This window comes from Aneurinibacillus thermoaerophilus (genome assembly GCF_900099925.1).
Classification (GTDB): Bacteria; Bacillota; Bacilli; order Aneurinibacillales; family Aneurinibacillaceae; genus Aneurinibacillus; species Aneurinibacillus thermoaerophilus.
This window is the reverse complement of sequence record NZ_FNDE01000021.1, coordinates 23,941-39,706: the sequence shown is the minus strand read 5'-3', so window position 1 is coordinate 39,706 and position 15,766 is coordinate 23,941. Positions and strand designations below refer to the sequence as shown.

General features: G+C 47.1%; 18 protein-coding genes and 2 pseudogenes. 2 read left to right on the top strand and 18 right to left on the bottom strand.

The window, feature by feature from the left end; genetic code table 11:
• Positions 1–12: 12 nt before the first annotated feature.
• The 3 genes from dapB to BLR88_RS11410 all read right to left on the bottom strand — a co-directional run bounded on the left by dapB (position 13) and on the right by BLR88_RS11410 (position 1,476).
• On the bottom strand, positions 13–813 hold the full coding sequence (gene dapB, locus BLR88_RS11415; RefSeq protein ID WP_057899274.1) for a 4-hydroxy-tetrahydrodipicolinate reductase: 801 nt from the start codon (positions 811–813) through the stop codon (positions 13–15).
• A complete protein-coding gene (locus tag BLR88_RS19565; protein ID WP_156424074.1) occupies positions 810–977 on the bottom strand; it encodes a hypothetical protein in 168 nt (55 codons plus the stop codon). The genes dapB and BLR88_RS19565 overlap by 4 nt, the downstream gene beginning before the upstream one ends.
• A gap of 154 nt (positions 978–1,131) precedes the next feature.
• Complete coding sequence (locus BLR88_RS11410) at positions 1,132–1,476, bottom strand: nucleotide pyrophosphohydrolase (RefSeq protein ID WP_057899275.1); 345 nt, start codon at positions 1,474–1,476, stop codon at positions 1,132–1,134.
• 122 nt (positions 1,477–1,598) lie between these two features.
• Between BLR88_RS11410 and BLR88_RS11405 the strand changes: the two genes are divergently transcribed.
• Complete coding sequence (locus BLR88_RS11405) at positions 1,599–2,453, top strand: YitT family protein (RefSeq protein ID WP_057899276.1); 855 nt, start codon at positions 1,599–1,601, stop codon at positions 2,451–2,453.
• A gap of 151 nt (positions 2,454–2,604) precedes the next feature.
• Here BLR88_RS11405 and BLR88_RS11400 read toward each other — a convergent pair whose 3' ends face one another.
• The 13 genes and pseudogenes from BLR88_RS11400 to BLR88_RS11345 form a co-directional block, all read right to left on the bottom strand.
• Positions 2,605–3,450, bottom strand: coding sequence for a sporulation protein YpjB (locus tag BLR88_RS11400; RefSeq protein ID WP_057899277.1), 846 nt, complete (start codon positions 3,448–3,450; stop codon positions 2,605–2,607).
• A 58-nt stretch (positions 3,451–3,508) separates the two neighbouring features.
• The gene (locus BLR88_RS11395; protein WP_057899278.1) at positions 3,509–4,111 is read right to left on the bottom strand and encodes a DUF1405 domain-containing protein; all 603 of its coding nucleotides are present in this window, start codon (positions 4,109–4,111) and stop codon (positions 3,509–3,511) included.
• A 72-nt stretch (positions 4,112–4,183) separates the two neighbouring features.
• Positions 4,184–4,396 (bottom strand): annotated as a pseudogene (locus BLR88_RS20145) (c-type cytochrome); the annotation flags it as partial.
• A gap of 117 nt (positions 4,397–4,513) precedes the next feature.
• A pseudogene (locus tag BLR88_RS11390) lies at positions 4,514–5,284 on the bottom strand (c-type cytochrome); the annotation flags it as partial.
• 36 nt (positions 5,285–5,320) lie between these two features.
• Complete coding sequence (qcrB, locus tag BLR88_RS11385; protein ID WP_057899279.1) at positions 5,321–5,992, bottom strand: menaquinol-cytochrome c reductase cytochrome b subunit; 672 nt, start codon at positions 5,990–5,992, stop codon at positions 5,321–5,323.
• 6 nt (positions 5,993–5,998) lie between these two features.
• On the bottom strand, positions 5,999–6,523 hold the full coding sequence (locus BLR88_RS11380; protein WP_057899280.1) for a ubiquinol-cytochrome c reductase iron-sulfur subunit: 525 nt from the start codon (positions 6,521–6,523) through the stop codon (positions 5,999–6,001).
• Positions 6,524–6,701: 178 nt separating this feature from the next.
• Positions 6,702–7,157: a DUF2487 family protein gene (locus BLR88_RS11375; protein ID WP_057899281.1), complete on the bottom strand. Its 456-nt coding sequence runs from the start codon at positions 7,155–7,157 to the stop codon at positions 6,702–6,704.
• A 135-nt stretch (positions 7,158–7,292) separates the two neighbouring features.
• Positions 7,293–7,496 (bottom strand): IDEAL domain-containing protein, encoded by a 204-nt coding sequence (locus BLR88_RS11370; RefSeq protein ID WP_057899282.1) that lies wholly within the window; start codon positions 7,494–7,496, stop codon positions 7,293–7,295.
• 226 nt (positions 7,497–7,722) lie between these two features.
• A complete protein-coding gene (locus tag BLR88_RS11365; RefSeq protein WP_091260715.1) occupies positions 7,723–8,808 on the bottom strand; it encodes a hypothetical protein in 1,086 nt (361 codons plus the stop codon).
• 100 nt (positions 8,809–8,908) lie between these two features.
• Positions 8,909–10,003 carry a tetratricopeptide repeat protein gene (locus tag BLR88_RS11360; protein ID WP_057899284.1) on the bottom strand — a complete coding sequence of 365 codons (1,095 nt, stop codon included), beginning with the start codon at positions 10,001–10,003 and terminating at the stop codon, positions 8,909–8,911.
• A 104-nt stretch (positions 10,004–10,107) separates the two neighbouring features.
• Positions 10,108–10,740, bottom strand: coding sequence for a zf-HC2 domain-containing protein (locus BLR88_RS11355; protein ID WP_057899285.1), 633 nt, complete (start codon positions 10,738–10,740; stop codon positions 10,108–10,110).
• Between the two features lie 2 nt (positions 10,741–10,742).
• Positions 10,743–11,354, bottom strand: a complete 612-nt coding sequence (locus BLR88_RS11350; RefSeq protein ID WP_236781879.1) for an RNA polymerase sigma factor — start codon at positions 11,352–11,354, stop codon at positions 10,743–10,745.
• 188 nt (positions 11,355–11,542) lie between these two features.
• Positions 11,543–12,550, bottom strand: a complete 1,008-nt coding sequence (locus BLR88_RS11345) for an amidohydrolase family protein (RefSeq protein ID WP_057899286.1) — start codon at positions 12,548–12,550, stop codon at positions 11,543–11,545.
• A 255-nt stretch (positions 12,551–12,805) separates the two neighbouring features.
• Here BLR88_RS11345 and BLR88_RS11340 point away from each other — a divergent pair, with 255 nt between their 5' ends.
• Positions 12,806–12,988, top strand: coding sequence for an aspartyl-phosphate phosphatase Spo0E family protein (locus BLR88_RS11340; protein WP_057899287.1), 183 nt, complete (start codon positions 12,806–12,808; stop codon positions 12,986–12,988).
• A 357-nt stretch (positions 12,989–13,345) separates the two neighbouring features.
• On the opposite strand, the gene aroA is transcribed toward BLR88_RS11340, so the two are convergent.
• The gene (gene aroA, locus BLR88_RS11330; RefSeq protein WP_057899289.1) at positions 13,346–14,629 is read right to left on the bottom strand and encodes a 3-phosphoshikimate 1-carboxyvinyltransferase; all 1,284 of its coding nucleotides are present in this window, start codon (positions 14,627–14,629) and stop codon (positions 13,346–13,348) included.
• Between the two features lie 13 nt (positions 14,630–14,642).
• Positions 14,643–15,740, bottom strand: coding sequence for a prephenate dehydrogenase (locus tag BLR88_RS11325; RefSeq protein ID WP_091260713.1), 1,098 nt, complete (start codon positions 15,738–15,740; stop codon positions 14,643–14,645).
• Between the last annotated feature and the right edge of the window lie 26 nt (positions 15,741–15,766).

Sequence of the window (15,766 nt, the reverse complement as noted above, 5' to 3'; positions counted from 1 at the left end):
CTTGTTCTCCTCTTATACCATAATGTTTTCCAAACCGTAAATAAGGCCTGTGTGCTCCATGACTTTTTTGATCGCTAGATTGACGCCTGGCATAAATGACTCGCGGTTGATGGAATCGTGCCGAATCGTCAGCGTTTGCCCCACCGCGCCAAAAATAACCTCCTGGTGCGCCACAAGACCGGGCAGGCGTACGCTGTGGATGCGAAATCCGCCATAATAACCGCCGCGCGCGCCCTCAAGCGTTTCCTTTTCTTCTGGATGTCCTTGCTTTATTTCGTCGCGCGCCGCCTGGATCATCTCCGCTGTTTTTACCGCTGTTCCAGAAGGTGCGTCCAGTTTCTTGTCATGATGTAACTCAATGATTTCTACATGCGGCATATACTTGGCAGCCTCTTGAGCAAATTTCATCATGAGTACAGCGCCAATGGCGAAATTCGGAGCGATAATGCCACCGATCTGATGCTCGCGGCACAGCTTGTCCAGCTCTTCAATATCTTCCGGCGTAAAGCCCGTTGTGCCCACGACCGGGCGTACGCCCGCCTCGATAGCTGCGATCATATTTTGCTTTACGACGTGGGGTGTGGTAAAATCGACCAACACATCCGGACGATATACCTCTAACGCCCGTCTGATATCGGAAACAAACGGAGCTTGAAGGCTTCCAAGACCGAGCACCTCGCCAACATCTTCTCCATTATATTTCGGGTCAATGCCGCAGACAAACCGCAGCGTCTCATCTTTTATAATCATCTTTACCGATTCTTGGCCCATCCGGCCACGCGGGCCGGCTACCGCTACACGAATTTGCTTCATTTCCCATTCTCCCTCTTCTCTTTTTTCTCCTGCATCGCTTGTTTCCGGCGACGCGCAAGCAGTTTTCGCCCTCTGCGAATTCGGAGCCAACCTTGCCGCCTGGCGGGCTGACTTATGGGCAAGAATATATTGCCCGCGTTAAAAATAAATTTCTCCGGCCACATAATGGGCCTCCGTATAAAGGGGAGCAAGCGCCATGGCCTTCTCAATCGTTCGCACTGCTAGCGTCAGCTGCTGATTGCGGGTGGATGTTTTCTTCTGTATCCATCGGCACCACCCCTGTTTGGCCTATGGTATGACAGTATATGTATTATCCATTTACTCGGTGTCAATTTTTGTCCAACGGTCTTTGTCCCGCGTATTAAATTTGTGCATCATATCATGGAACGCTTTTTCAAGATCAATGTTCAATGAATTAGCGAAACAAAGAATAATAAACAGACAATCCGCCAGTTCCATATCAATCGTATTTTCCGCCTCATCTTTCCGTTTCGGCTTCTCACCATAATAATGGTTCACTTCGCGCGCAAGTTCACCGGCTTCTTCCGTCAACCGCGCCATGAGCGCCAACGGTGAAAAGTAGCCTTCTTTAAACTGGCTAATATAATCATCGACAATGCGTTGCATCTCCGCAAGCGTAAGCAATTGCTTCCCGTTTTCCATGCACGCCCCTCCTTTTTACGTTTATGGTATTTGTATGTATTCTTATGTTACCGCAGAGGTGGAAGATTGACAAATTTCTCGATATAATAACCATGATCTAGCATTATCGCAGGAGGGCATACATGAACCATCATCTACGCAATATCTTCGCTATTTTGGTCGGCTCCGCTATCATGGGATTTGGCATTAACTACTTTAACATCGCCAACCGGCTGGCGGAAGGCGGGATTACCGGGATTACCCTGCTTCTTAAATACACGTTAAACTTGGATCCAGGCATCACCAATCTTGTATTGAATATACCCCTGCTTTTTATCGGATGGAAAATGCTCGGACGACAGTCGGCCATATATACGATCATCGGTACAGTAGCCGTGTCTTTTTTCCTCACACTGTTTTCAGCATTTCGCCATCCGATGGAAAATGATACGCTTCTTGCCGCGCTGTACGCGGGCGTGACGGTCGGACTTGGGCTTGGCATCGTATTCCGTTTCGGCGGCACAACCGGTGGCGTCGATATTATAGCCCGGCTGTTCAATAAACATTTCGGCTGGAGCATTGGCCGTACGCTGTTCATCTTTGATTTGTTCGTTATCGGCCTGTCTCTGTATTATCTCAATCTTGATTTGGCGATGTATACGCTGGTTGCATTGTTTGTGGCGGCGCGTGTTATCGATTTCGTACAAGAAGGCTCTTATGCAGCCAAAGCGGTTATGATTATCTCCGATCATGCAGTGGATATTTCCCAACGCATTATGCAAGAAATGGGACGTGGAGCGACGCTGCTAAAGGGCCGGGGCGGCTACACCGGACTTGATAAAGAGGTGTTATACTGCGTGGTAAGCCGCAATGAGATCGTTCGCTTTAAGAATCTCATCCATGAAACCGATCCCCACGCATTTATCATCATCAATGATGTGCATGAAGTATTTGGCGAAGGTTTTACGCTGGATGAGAAGAAACAGCCAATACGATAGGCGCTAGGAAGAAAAAGCAAGAAAAACGACAACCGTCTCGGCCCAGATGTTTTGCGGATGCCGCTTTTGCCGAAGAAGGGCGGATAGATAATATGCAATAAGTTAATACAAGCGCGAGAAGAAGAGGCAGATGTAGTAGCAAGTCGAAAAGTTACAACTCTCTTCTTCTTTTCTTCTTCAGATTCTGCTCTGCCTTATACTTTTTCCATCCGACATAACCTAAGGCAGTAAAAATAACAGAGGCAAAAAGAGCGATAATTAAGAACGGCGATTCCGGCGGCATACCTAATGCGAAAGCGGAAGTGTCTTCGCCAACAAATATGGCGTCTACAACTCGATTCAATTCATTGAGCGCATTTGCAATCGCGTCCCAGTTGTATTGGGCTTTTCTTGTTTCCTGCAATAAAAAACTGTAAATCGAATACAGCATTTCTATCTGCTGTGCGGTGGCGGAAACAGTAAACGCAGGCTTTAGTGTCTGGTATAGCTGCAAATTTTGCATAAACGTCCGAGAAAAATCGCTTTCCTTCCGTCCGGCTGCCAGCAGTATCATTTTATTGATATGTTCCTTATACGAGTTGTAATAATTCTTCCATAATGGCTGCCTCTCATGCGTCAAACTGTCGATCGAAAGGCGCACTTGAAGCGCGTGCCAGAGCAAACGATCCGATTCAGGTTCCACAGCGGCAAACGCCCGCTTCGCTTTCAGTATCGTATCAGAAAGCGCATTTACCGCTTCAAGAGAAAGTCCTTTCGGCGGCTTCGTTTCCGCAAACAGCACACCAAGCTCCGTCAGGCTTTGCTTCGCTTCACTGTATTTTTCCTCTTTTGTTAGCTGATAAATATCCTGCGACAACTGATCCATTCGCTGGTATGCAGACAGCGTTTGTTCGGGCACTTGGGTGGAGGAGACACGTTTACCCAGCACCATCCATCCTGTATACAAGGCCATAAAAAGGAAAGCAACACTCATTACGATAAAAACAATTTTTTTCACGACTCGTCCTCCCCTTCTTACTTACATATGTATGGGGAAAAGGACAAGGATATGCTTATTATCGGGCGAACCGCCGATGATATTGAACAAGAGTGTATATCAACCAAAGGCTAAAAAGGCTTAGCCCAAACGTCGCAAAACCTACGATTTGATCATACGGCTCCAATTCATCCGCCAGCCATGGATGAATATCGAGCGTATAGTCGAGCAAATCATTGAGCAGTGTCCAAGCAGCTACCCAGAAAATATGGCCCATCTTAAGCGTATAAAAACGAGCGTACAACAAAGATTCCAGCGCCATACCGCCATGTGAAAACATCAGCATGTAATGCTGCCAATTCAGCTCGTCTCCGAGCGCGGCGCCAGCGATAATCACAGCAACAGCCCAGACACCGTATTTAAAATTCAGCACCGCCGCGAACGCCTCCAAAGACGGAATGCTACGTCCGGCAAGCAAAGCGATGAGCACTAAGGTGAACAACGTGCTCGCTGTCGGGCTATCCGGTACGAACAACCGTAAAAAAGCGGGCGAAGTCGACTCCAGCTGATATGCGTACCAGATAAAACCATAGATCGAACCTAGACCGTTAACGATAATCATTGTCCAGAGAAACCAAGAAGCGCGCAAAGAAGCCATAAACCATTTCCACAATGTTGTCATGCTACTCATCCTTTATTATGTATTTTCTCCGCCAAAAAAGACCAGACGGTTTCCCATCTGGCCTCTTTTCGTTTATTTTAGCGTTTTTAAGTACTCAATCATCGAGCTCATTTGCTGATCAGACCAAGATGCGCCAATCGGCGGCATACCGCCACGGCCGTTCTTAAGCACTTCAGCCACACCTTCCGGCTTTAGCTTATCAACTACACCATGAAGAGTCGGTGCTCCAGCACCACCATTCAAATCCTGTCCGTGGCAAGCCATGCACTGGTTTGCTATCGTTTTGCCTTCCTCGGCTGTGCCACCGGTCGGTGCCGCAGCGCTTTCGCCGCCTCCTGCCTTTGGTTCAGCAGGAGCCACCGTACCGCCGTTCGGTGCCGGAGCCGCGCCTTGACCATCGCCTTTCAGGCCAGCCAGGTATTTAACAAGCTGATCAAGCTCTTCCGAAGAGCCCTGGAACATACCAGGTGGCATGCCGCCGCGTCCATGCGTAATCACATCGCGGATTTGTTTTTCGTCCAGGCGACTTCCGACATTCCAGAGCGCCGGGCCTTGTCCGCCTTCCATATTCGCGCCATGGCAACCTTGACAGCTTGCTTGTTTTGTCCAAATCGGATCCGATTTAAAGTCAGCAGGTGGTTTCGCTGCCACTCCACCTGCGCCCGGAGCCGGTTCTGGATGTAAACGGTTGTGCTCATCAACCGCAGCCCAGGTTAGATAGAAGATGCTCACCAATGCAAGCAACATAAGACCTGTCGCCACCGGACGCTTGGACGGCTTACGCTCCGGCGATGTATCAAGCCATGGAGCCAGAAGCAGCGCGCTAAACGCGATGCCCGGGATAACCACAACCCCAAATACGACCCAGTTCCCAGATTGCCATGGATATTTCAGCAGCTGATACAAAAACAGAAAGTACCAGTCCGGAAGCGGAATGTAGCTTGCATTGTTCGGGTCTGCTTTGTCTTCAAGCGGCGCCGGATGGCTAACGGTGAGGATAAGAAAAGCGATTAGAACAACCGCAGCAACCATCCATTCTTTCAATAAGAAGTCGGGCCAAAACGCTTCGGATTTGCCCGGAAATTCTGCATAAGACGGAGCGATGTTCGGCGTCCGTTTCGCGGGCACGCGCGAGTCACCGACATACTCAATCGTCTTGTCATGCTTTGCCATTCTTTTACCCCCCTTATCCTTAGATCGAACCCCATCTTATAGCGGTCCAGAAATTCCCTGTCTCCGAATCATAATAAAGTGTGCGCCCAGAAGAGCAAGCAAAGCGCCGGGCAGGAAGAACACATGGATCGCAAAGAAACGCGCGAGCGTTCCGGCACCGACAATCGGACCACCTTGTAGCAATATTTTGATAAATCCGCCAATTAACGGCACTTGTTCGGCAATCTGGATACCTACCTTCGTCGCAAAAAACGCCTTATCATCCCAAGGAAGCAAGTACCCTGTAAAACCCAATCCCAGCATAACGAAGAAAATTAACATCCCTACAACCCAGTTCAATTCACGCGGACGTTTATATGCTCCTTGAAAAAATACGCGCAGCGTATGTAGAAACATCATAACAATGACAAGACTTGCACCCCAGTGATGCATACCGCGAACAATGACCCCAAAAGCTACTTCGTTCTGCAAATACTTAACGGATTCGTATGCGTTTTTAATATCGGGCACATAATACATGGTCAGGAACATACCGGACAAAATTTGAATGACAACGATAAAAAATGTAAGTCCACCGAAACAATAAACAAACGCCGAAAAATGATGGGCCGGGTTTACGTGCTCAGGCACTTCGTGGTCTGCAATGTCACGCCACATCGGGGTCACATTGAGACGCTCGTCAACCCAATCATACACTTTGCGAATCATGTCACATTATGCCCCCTCTGCAATCGTGTTTGCCTTAACATCACCAAGCAGTACTTTGCCGCCTTTCACTTCGACCTCATACTGATCAAGCGGTTTCATTGGCGGCGTCCCAGGCACGTTTTTTCCGTTCTTCTCATAACGTCCCAAATGACATGGACAGAAGAATTGGTTTTTATGCTCTGGACTCGTGTTCCAGCTTACTGTACACCCCAAATGTTTACAAATTGGTGAAAGCGCAATCACTTGATCGCCCTGTTTGTACACCCAGGCTGTTAGAGGAGTCTCATGCTCGCCGGTCCAAACATCTTTAATTTTCTTCTTGAAATTGAAACTTTTCGGCTCTTCGGTAATTTCGCTTAAGCTCGCTACAGGAATTTTTCCGCCGGCCGCGTCTGCTTTTTGCAGCGCGGGATCGATCGCGAATCGAATCATCGGTGCTAACATCCCAGACGCTAAAAACCCACCGACTCCAGTGAGACAATAATTGAGAAATTGTCTTCTGGATACCCCCTTGTTGTCTCGTTCACTCATACTCTAACCTCCTATCCTTATGATAATGGCTGCATATGCTACAACACATCTTTACCAGGACATAATCATCATACTGAAAGGGGGAATGAACTGTCAAGAATTTGCATCCGAGGAAAGAATATAGATTGTTGCGCTTTTCTTCTTGTTATATAATTTGTCACAATTTGCTTTCTATTCATCATAGCCACAGTGCAATACAGTGTTTTACAAGCCGATCGCTTTCGTGCCGCGCTTTTTCCAAAAATGTTTTTGAATCCGTTTTCTCTTCTGGCGGTGCAGAAACAATATAGGTATTGATCTGTTTTTTCATTAATGCTGTCGACATAGCGCTATCATTTGTAACCACTAAACAATGTGGAAATCTGTCGATAAGACCATAAATATTTTGTGCGATGAAATCACAGGCAATCTTCACGGAACTTTCTTTTTTAGATATAACGCTTAACGGCTGGAACAAAAAAAGACGCCCGGTCAACTGTCTTTCTACATAACCACATACTCTCTCCAACCAAAGCTGCTGCTTTACCCAATTGATATCCCAACAAGTACCCAAGACGCATACAGGGTAAACAAGCGTGTCCACATATTCTTCCATTCCGATCATTTGCTCCATATCTTCCGTTTTCCACCGCATGATTTTCCCTTCTTTCCTTTCGTTTTCTTTTCAAAATTATGAAAAAGACTCGCGGGCGTTGTCGCTCGCCTTTTTCCTTTACTAAAAAAACCCGGAGATTCCGGGTTTAGCTTACCATAAACTGCCTGAGAAACGCTACTCATTCACTTCTTCATCCAACATTTTTTTCAACTCGCTGCTAAGTTCCTTAAATTTCGCTTCATCTCCTGCTTCCAGTGCCTCATCAATATGCTTATACAAGGTATCAAGTCGGTATTTGCGAATCGCTTCATCCAAAATCATTTCTGCCAACAAACTGAACGTCGAAGGATGAACAAGGTTTAGCTTTTGCTTTCCCATTGGTTTTCCCTCCAAATCAATGTTGCACCGTGTAGCCGAATGTATAGATGTTTACTCACTGTGTCGAACGCCTTCTTACTCCTTGCGCCTAAAATAACCACAATATTCAGAATTAAACAACTTTGCGTCACCTATGCTCTGTTCCACAAAGAAGAATGACGACCTTCCTACTTTATCATATTCCCACCTGCGTAATGTGTCCTTGTATTAGTTACAATTTTATAACTTATCTAGTATCTAATAAAGATTTACCCCAACTTGTTAGACTATAAACAACCTTTCCTTCAGGAAACATGCCCCGGCGCAAAAGTCCAAGATGAACCATCATGGCTAGCAAGCGGCGACGGATCACAGCTTCTTGTGAATCGTAATAAAAGGGAAGAACCCAGTTCCGCAACGCACAAATAAGGCTCTCTTCTTCCAACCATTCCGCCTCGCAAACGCAAGCTACTAACTTCCACAAACTTTCAATCGAAGGAATTGCTTTTTTGTAAGATAACAACCAAAACTCGACAAGGCGCTCCGCTCTTTCTTCTCTTCCCTGCTCCTGACAAGCCACCTGCCGCATGCCTTCATCAGTTAACACCAATTCTTCTTCCCGCTCGCTTAACCATTGCCTATAGTGTGCAAAATCATACAACAGAGCCAGGCGGTCGGGATAATCCCGGAATCTCCTTCCGTATCCGAAACGCCATTCCTTTCCATCAGTCAAATTTTCGCGTACAGACATCAGTTCCATCATTTTTTGTTGCTGCTTACGATACATTACCCCTTCCTTGGACAGCGGTACACGATGTGTTTGTACATATAGCAAAAACTTTTGCAAATCATGAGCCATTACATACGTGTCTTCGCGGTATAAATCTGGCTTCGTATAATTACCATATGCAAGTGCACGCACTTCTTTAACAAAAATTTCCCGAAAACGATGTCGCAAATCCTCAGGCATTGTAAATGTTGGGGCAAATTGCTTTTGCATGCGGAATAACCACCCGCGCTCCAGCGCTTTATGAAGCAGCTCCTCGTGTTCATTGTGTTCGATCTTCTCACAATATGCTTTCCGTGCCCGGCTCAGCAGCGCTTCACGCGTATATTCCTTTTTCCGCTCATAAATAATCGGGAGCAAAAAACGCTTCTCCTCCCAGTTTAGCCCTTTATGCAAATCTTGAAAAAAAGCAGCAGAAGTCAAACGGTTATGGAGACTTTGAATAAGCTCATGTTTCGAATTACGATTGCATTCCAAGTTATAAATAGAAGCAAGTTGATGAAGCTGCCGGATATCGGCATATACAAGCGTGTCAGCCAGATTCACCCTCATCTCACCTTTCGCGATTATCCTCTGTTACCTGTCATTATTGACAGAAAGAAAAGCAGACTATACCTCGTGTCCCATCGGACAACCGCGCTCATTTTTACTGTCCGTTTATCTGCTGACGCAAATCCTCATACCTTTGCCGCGTATCCCAAAACTCATCTTCGGTCGATAGTACCCGCTCATAAGACAGCAGCGCCTCTTCCTTATCTCCTTTTGCTTCTGCCACACGTCCCCGCCAGTACCAATATGCCGCAGCCTCTTCATCCAATTTATACAGGCGCGAAAGCGCATTTTCGGCCCTGGCCCATTCTTCCATCGTAACAACGAGACGCAAATATCCGCATAACAACTCTTCTTCTTCAACATGGAGCGCAAGCGCCCGTTCATAAATTACCAGCGCCTGTTCACGCATGTTTAACTTCCATAGTGCTTCCGCGAGCAACGGGTAAGCGACCACATAATCAGGATCGACTTCAATCAGACGCGCAAGACTTCGTACTGCCCGCTGCCAGTTTCCCGTTTGATATGCGATCATCCCCGCTCCGTACAATGCTTCTGGCACTTCTTCGCTTTCCGCTGCTTTTTCGTATAACGCAAGCGCTGTCTCGAACTCCCCCTGTCGTGCTGCCATGCGGGCTCGTTCTAATAAAATGGCCGCATCATCTTCAAATCTTTTAAGCGCCTGCCACTTCTCCATCGCCCGTCCACTTTCTCCCTGCTCGGCGTACAATTTGCCCAATAAATATTGAACTTCCTCGTTGTCCGGCGCAAGTTCGGCAGCCCGCTCCAAATACCGGATCGCTACTTCTTCAAGACCTTCAAGTAAGAACACTTCGCCAAGCAAAGCGTATACACGGTAATCATCCGTTCCTCCTTCCTTTATAGCAAGCAATATATCCATTGCTTCCTGCAGCCTGTCCAAATCAATATATAGCGATGCCCGATACACAGCTATTTCGTGCCACGCCTCTTCGCTCTGTCCGCCGCACTGCGCTTCCAGCTTATCTAATATCGCAAGCGCCGTCTCATGATGTCCTAACTCATGATATATAGTAACAAGCTGCATCTCAAGCTCAGTATTTCCAGAATATTCTTCTTTCAACTCTTCAAGGCCCTCAAGCCCTCCTGCAATTTCTCCAGCTTCAAGCAAAGCGAGAGCCTGATTCAGCCGTTTCTGCCATTTTTGCTCCATGCAAAACCTCCCGGTTCTTTTTGCGCTAATTAGGTACTTTTTCACTGCACGATGACATATGCTTTCTTACTTCATCAAAAAGAAAAACCGTCCGGAACGAACGGTCAGCCTGTATGTTTCTTCACGCGCGAAAGCCAGTTCATGCTGATCACAGTAACCAGTATACCAAATAACGCCATAAGTAAACCATAATGAATGCGAGGCACACGTTCTTTGGCAGACAAACTGTATGGAATCGGATCAGCAAGGCTGGCGATCACACCGTATTGAGCGTTTTTTCCAGCTCCTTTACCCGCATCTGGCACAAGCGACAACGCCTCTGCCGATAGAACCGTGTCCGTCGCTGTATCTATGGGCATCGCCTGCATGGCCTCATTTAACTGCTGTCCAAGCATAATCAAAGGTAACAGACAGGCAAGCAACGCAGCAAATGCGAAACCGGTAATCAGCCGACGCACCACAGGTGAAATAGGCCTGGCGTGTTCCGGCGCAGGAGATGCCCATTTATTTTCTTTTAGAATTCGCTCCATCACTTTATCAGAAACTGTAACATGTTCATATGCGGCAGGCAAAACAGGGGAATGAAGGAACGTCTGATTCGAATCTATGTAAACAGCGTGCTCTTCCTGACAAGCCGGGCACTGTTCGAGGTGCTCCTCCACTTCTTCTTCAAGCGAGGAAGATAACTTGCCTTCCATATAGTCCGGCAGCAGTCGTCGAAAGGTTTTACAATTCATGCCTATCTCATTCCTTCCGCTTCATCGAGCGCTGTGTCCAATATGTATGGTTCTAACTGTTGCTTAATACTATGACGGGCGCGAAACAAAAGAGACTTAACAGAACTTACGGTGGAATTTAGAATCATAGCGATTTCTTTATAATCCAATTGTTCGTATTCCCGAAGAATAAGGGCTGTGCGCTGTTTTTCAGGCAATCGGTTAATCGCCTGGCGCACGAGATGCACACGTTCCGTGCGAAGCAGTTCCTGTTCCGGCAACTTATCGAGCGCGATACGCGCAGGCTGTTGCTTGCTATCTTCGAGATATACCTCGGAATTCCGACTCTTTCGTAATTCGCTTAATACGGTATTACGGGCAATCGTATACAGCCAAGTGGAAAACGATGCTTCTACATCCCTGAACGTTTGCAGGCTGCGAAACGCCTTATAAAATGTCTCCTGCGTCAAATCTTCCGCCAAATTTTCCATATTATAACTTTTTAACATATGAAGAATAAAAGCGAGAATTCTGCGCTCATAACGGTTGATAAGTTCAGCATAATAGTCTACCCGACCGTCTTTAATCTCACGGATCAACTGAGAGTCAGTTAACTGAGAATCAATACTAGCCAAGATCGGTTCCCCCCTTCATTGACTCCCAATCCTCCCCGGCGCCACCCATATACCCCATGAAAATTCGGCAGCTCCGGGGAGCATATCTACATATCTGTTCTTTTCTCTTTGCTTCCCTACTATTACGCTCTGTAAAAAACGATATCTCCATTATCTAAAAACATCTAAAGATAAAAAGTTGAAGTTTGCTATACCGTTGCAAAAAATAATTGTTTGCTTCTTCTTCCTTTCGTATAGACGAAAGTAGGGCTCCAAAATGTTGCATCATTCGCCAAATTTTTTTTTGGAAGCAAAAAAAAGTCAGCTTCTGTGCCAGGTACGATCGCTCCTTTGTCCGGATAAGCAGAAAACAGCTTGGCGGGAAGCCGGGCTCCAGCTTCCACCAAGCGGCGCAGCCTGTGTTCACGCTTCTCCTCCTGTTCCGTATAGGCATAAGCCAGCGAAACCTGGCCAAACTGTTTCCAGCGAAACGAAAGGGACGAACGATTGTTCATTTCCCAGGCGACATATCCCCAGGGCAAATATTTTACAGAGGAAAGGAAGCGAATGATCCCTTCGTCTTCGTCCAGCACAAGCGGAATCCCCCGCCCTTCCAGCATGGAAACAAGGAGAGAAAGCTTATCGCATAACCAGCGCTTTTTCTCACGCAGAGACCATTCCCCGGTAAACGAAATCTTTACGCTAAGGCGGTATTTTGCAAAGCCGGCAAGGAGGATGGACCAGAATGACCCTGTCAATTCATCGGATGGGGCCACCATCATCTCCAGCATAGGAATACGATGCGCCAATACGCTTCTGATAAGCGCTTCGCTTACGTGCCGATACGGCACACGAAGCCGGACGCGATGCGCAAGGCGGCTGTTATGATGCATAGCCAACTCATATCCTAACCATTTGCGCCAATCAGGCACATGAACTATCGTAAGCTCATCAACATAAATTGTAAACCCCTTTTTTAACCAGGACTTCTGTACTTCCTTAAATTCATCATTGGTTGTTCGCGTGCTGCCGAGCGAAGAACCGAAATGGAAAAAGCCAGGCAGCATATATTGTTCACTTCCATCTATCTCTTTTATCGGCGGTTTCGGAGCAATATGTTCGTGAATATAATAAATTTTTTCTCCTTTCACCCAGACATCAGCCGTAAAACAGCGTTCCGGATTTACAATGGTCACACCGCGCACGATAAATTCCATCTTATCCCTCCGTTTATTCGCTTTGTTTCAGGTCGCTTCAGGTGCTGCCAAGCGCCACGATAACGTTTTACAACGTCATAACATGTCCATTTCTACATGCATATGAGGCGTCGAAAAAAAAATGCTAGAAAAATATTCTGTTATAATTTGTCGATTGATTAGGGCTTTTCTGGCACCGGACGAAGTAATACAATGAGACATGTGACTGGATAAAGATATCAAATCATGCGACTTATCAAGGAGGCGTGGTTATAGATGGAAGAAAAGAGATTAATTCATCTCATTATGGAAAAGCGGCGCTCGATGCACTCTCTTTACATTCAAGCGAATAAGAATTTGCGGGATGAAAAGGTGCTGGCAGCAAGCAAAGAGGTAGACCGTCTGATTAATGTTGTAATGAAGCAAAGAATGTCTGCGCGCAGTAAAATTCATTGCTAAAAGCGGACGTACCGGTCATCCGAATGCTTTTAAAAAACGCTGCAACCAAAAATGGAAGTCTGTTTGCATAACATAGATAGTCACTCAGACTTCCTCAGGGCGAATGAATGACATCTCTGGGACGAAAATCCGGAAATAAGCCTGAAGAACTGGCAGCCGGATTTTTTTTCTTTTCAAATAGCAACAACCGTGTTTTGATTCGACAAAAAAAATCCGCTTCGCCATGATAGACGAAGCGGTATGGGAAGTTCCCATATATGGATAGGAGTGGAGAGAAACCATACTATAATCTCCATTATAGAAAAAAACGGTAAAAAGTCAATAACTTATTCAGATTTATTTAATTTTTTAAATGATTCATTCAATCGTTTGTTCTAACTTTGTAAAAAATCCCGGGAACGATACATTGATGGACTCAGTATTTTGAATGGTTGTCTCTCCTGAAGCCGCCAGCGCAGCAACCGCTGCCGCCATGCCGATCCGGTGATCGCCATGGCTATCGCACGTAGCACCCGTAAGTCGTGTTTTGCCTCGGATGATCATGCCGTCTTCCGTCGGTTCAATATCCGCACCAAGCTTGCCGAGTTCCGCTACCACCGTATCAATCCTGTTCGTTTCTTTTACTTTTAATTCGGCTGCATCACGGATAACCGTAACACCTTCTGCCTGCGTCGCCAACACCGAAATGACAGGGATCTCATCAATCAGGCGCGGAATGATAGCTCCGCCGATTTCTATGCCTCTAAGCGGCGCATGCTTAATTTCAATATCGGCTACCGGTTCACCGTTCGTCTCCCGCACGTTGTACAGAATCAAATCGGCGCCCATCTCTTTCAATACATCAATAATACCGGTCCGGGTTGGATTCATACCAACATTACGAATCATAAGATGACTGCCCGGCAAAATCGCAGCCGCTACCAGCAAGAACGCTGCCGAAGAAATATCTCCAGGAACTTGAATACGACCGGGCGACACAAGGCGCTGCCCGCCGCGGACACGCACACCGCCTTCAAATGATTGTACTTCTATACCGAATGAACGAAGCATCCGTTCCGTATGGTCGCGCGACAATCCCGGTTCATACAGCACAGTCTCTCCTTCTGCCTGCAATCCTGCCAGCAGCACCGCCGATTTCACCTGGGCGCTACTCACCGGGGAACGATACTCAATTCCTTTTAAGTTTCCGCCGCGAATGGATAATGGCGTGAAGCCCCCGTTCTGTCTTCCTGCGATATCAGCACCCATCTGGCGCAACGGAATCGTGACCCGTCCCATTGGACGACGGGCAATGGATTCATCGCCTACAAGCACGCTATGGAACGGTTGAGTTGCCAGAATGCCCAGCATCAGGCGGATCGTCGTACCGGAGTTTCCGACATCCAGAACCTCTGCCGGCTCCGTCAGACCGTACCAACCTTTCCCCGTGATACGCACATGCTCGCCTTCCTGTTCAATATCAATGCCCATTTTGCGAAAGCAAGAAATCGTGCTTAAACAATCGGCACCCGGAAGAAATCCTTCGATGGTTGTCGTTCCTTCTGCCAGCGCGCTAAACATCACAGCCCGGTGCGAAATCGATTTATCGCCGGGAACTGTAACCTCGCCCCGGACGCTGTTTACGCCTTGTATTTTTTTCATGTCATCCACCTTCCTACTCACGCTCATATACGCCATACCCTTCAGCTTGCAGTGCGGCCCTCGCTTTTTCCATATCTTCCTGACTGCGAAACGAAATCCGCAATACCCCAAGAATGTCTTCCCGTGTCTCTAAAATCCGGATGTTTGTAATGCTAATATTTTGCTTTCCAAGCAAAGTCGTTATTCGGCCAATGACCCCCGGTTCATCCGGTACATCGACATATAAATCAAAATAGGGGGAAAGAGCTCCCTTTTTCTTTTCTGGCAATCCATCACGAAACCGGCGGGCATCAGCAAAAAACTTCTCAATCCCTTCCCCGTCCGCTTTTTCAATTAAGTCAGAAATCCGCTCGAGCGTCTTTTTCCAATCTTCAGCTAGCTTTTTCATGACCTGCCGGTTGTTCAGCAAAATGTCGCGCCACATCCGTGGGTTACTGGAAGCGATGCGGGTAATATCGCGGAATCCGCCCGCCGCCAGGCTGCGGTACCAATCTTCTTCATCGTTGTACGAAGCGATCTGGTTAACCAGCGTGGACGCGATAATATGCGGAAAGTGACTGATCGCACCGACTACCTCATCATGCTTTTTTGCATCCATCAGCACCACTTTCGCGCGCGTCGGAGCCAGCAGCCGGGTCAGCTCATTCACGATCGTCTTAGGCGTATCCTCAGCCGGCGTTAGAACGTAATACGCATTCTCAAATAAACGATCATGGGAAGCTTCCACACCTGACTTATGAGAACCGGCCATCGGATGTCCGCCGATAAAATATACGCCCCGTTGTGCAAACCCGTGCGATAGCTCCATGATGGACACTTTTGTGCTGCCAGTATCTGAAATGACCGCGCCTTTTTTCAGAGGTGTATAGCGCAGGAAAGAAATCAACTCCTGCAGTTTGCCCACAGGAGCGCATAAAAAAATATAATCGGCCTGCACCACCGCTTCGGCCAAATGTGTCGTTCCTCTGTCAATAACGCCGAGGGACTCGGCCATGCGCAAATTCTCTTCCACTACATCAAATCCAGTAACATGTACATTTTCGTTTTTTTTCAGGGAAAGGGCCAACGACCCCCCGATGAGCCCTACCCCTAGAATTGCAATTTCTGTCATACGTCTGCTTTCTCCTCCACTTTGCA

What these genes read in the sequence shown, in the direction of transcription:
- BLR88_RS11405 (WP_057899276.1), top strand. Translation starts at nt 1,599, where the DNA reads ATGAACCATCATCTACGCAATATCTTCGCTATTTTGGTCGGCTCCGCT.
- dapB (WP_057899274.1), bottom strand. Translation starts at nt 813, where the DNA reads ATGAAGCAAATTCGTGTAGCGGTAGCCGGCCCGCGTGGCCGGATGGGC.
- BLR88_RS11345 (WP_057899286.1), bottom strand. Translation starts at nt 12,550, where the DNA reads ATGGAATTTATCGTGCGCGGTGTGACCATTGTAAATCCGGAACGCTGT.
- BLR88_RS11410 (WP_057899275.1), bottom strand. Translation starts at nt 1,476, where the DNA reads ATGGAAAACGGGAAGCAATTGCTTACGCTTGCGGAGATGCAACGCATT.
- aroA (WP_057899289.1), bottom strand. Translation starts at nt 14,629, where the DNA reads ATGAAAAAAATACAAGGCGTAAACAGCGTCCGGGGCGAGGTTACAGTT.
- BLR88_RS11355 (WP_057899285.1), bottom strand. Translation starts at nt 10,740, where the DNA reads ATGAATTGTAAAACCTTTCGACGACTGCTGCCGGACTATATGGAAGGC.
- BLR88_RS11375 (WP_057899281.1), bottom strand. Translation starts at nt 7,157, where the DNA reads ATGCGGTGGAAAACGGAAGATATGGAGCAAATGATCGGAATGGAAGAA.
- BLR88_RS11370 (WP_057899282.1), bottom strand. Translation starts at nt 7,496, where the DNA reads ATGGGAAAGCAAAAGCTAAACCTTGTTCATCCTTCGACGTTCAGTTTG.
- BLR88_RS11380 (WP_057899280.1), bottom strand. Translation starts at nt 6,523, where the DNA reads ATGAGTGAACGAGACAACAAGGGGGTATCCAGAAGACAATTTCTCAAT.
- BLR88_RS11360 (WP_057899284.1), bottom strand. Translation starts at nt 10,003, where the DNA reads ATGGAGCAAAAATGGCAGAAACGGCTGAATCAGGCTCTCGCTTTGCTT.
- BLR88_RS19565 (WP_156424074.1), bottom strand. Translation starts at nt 977, where the DNA reads ATGTGGCCGGAGAAATTTATTTTTAACGCGGGCAATATATTCTTGCCC.
- BLR88_RS11325 (WP_091260713.1), bottom strand. Translation starts at nt 15,740, where the DNA reads ATGACAGAAATTGCAATTCTAGGGGTAGGGCTCATCGGGGGGTCGTTG.
- BLR88_RS11395 (WP_057899278.1), bottom strand. Translation starts at nt 4,111, where the DNA reads ATGACAACATTGTGGAAATGGTTTATGGCTTCTTTGCGCGCTTCTTGG.
- qcrB (WP_057899279.1), bottom strand. Translation starts at nt 5,992, where the DNA reads ATGATTCGCAAAGTGTATGATTGGGTTGACGAGCGTCTCAATGTGACC.
- BLR88_RS11340 (WP_057899287.1), top strand. Translation starts at nt 12,806, where the DNA reads ATGGAAGAAAAGAGATTAATTCATCTCATTATGGAAAAGCGGCGCTCG.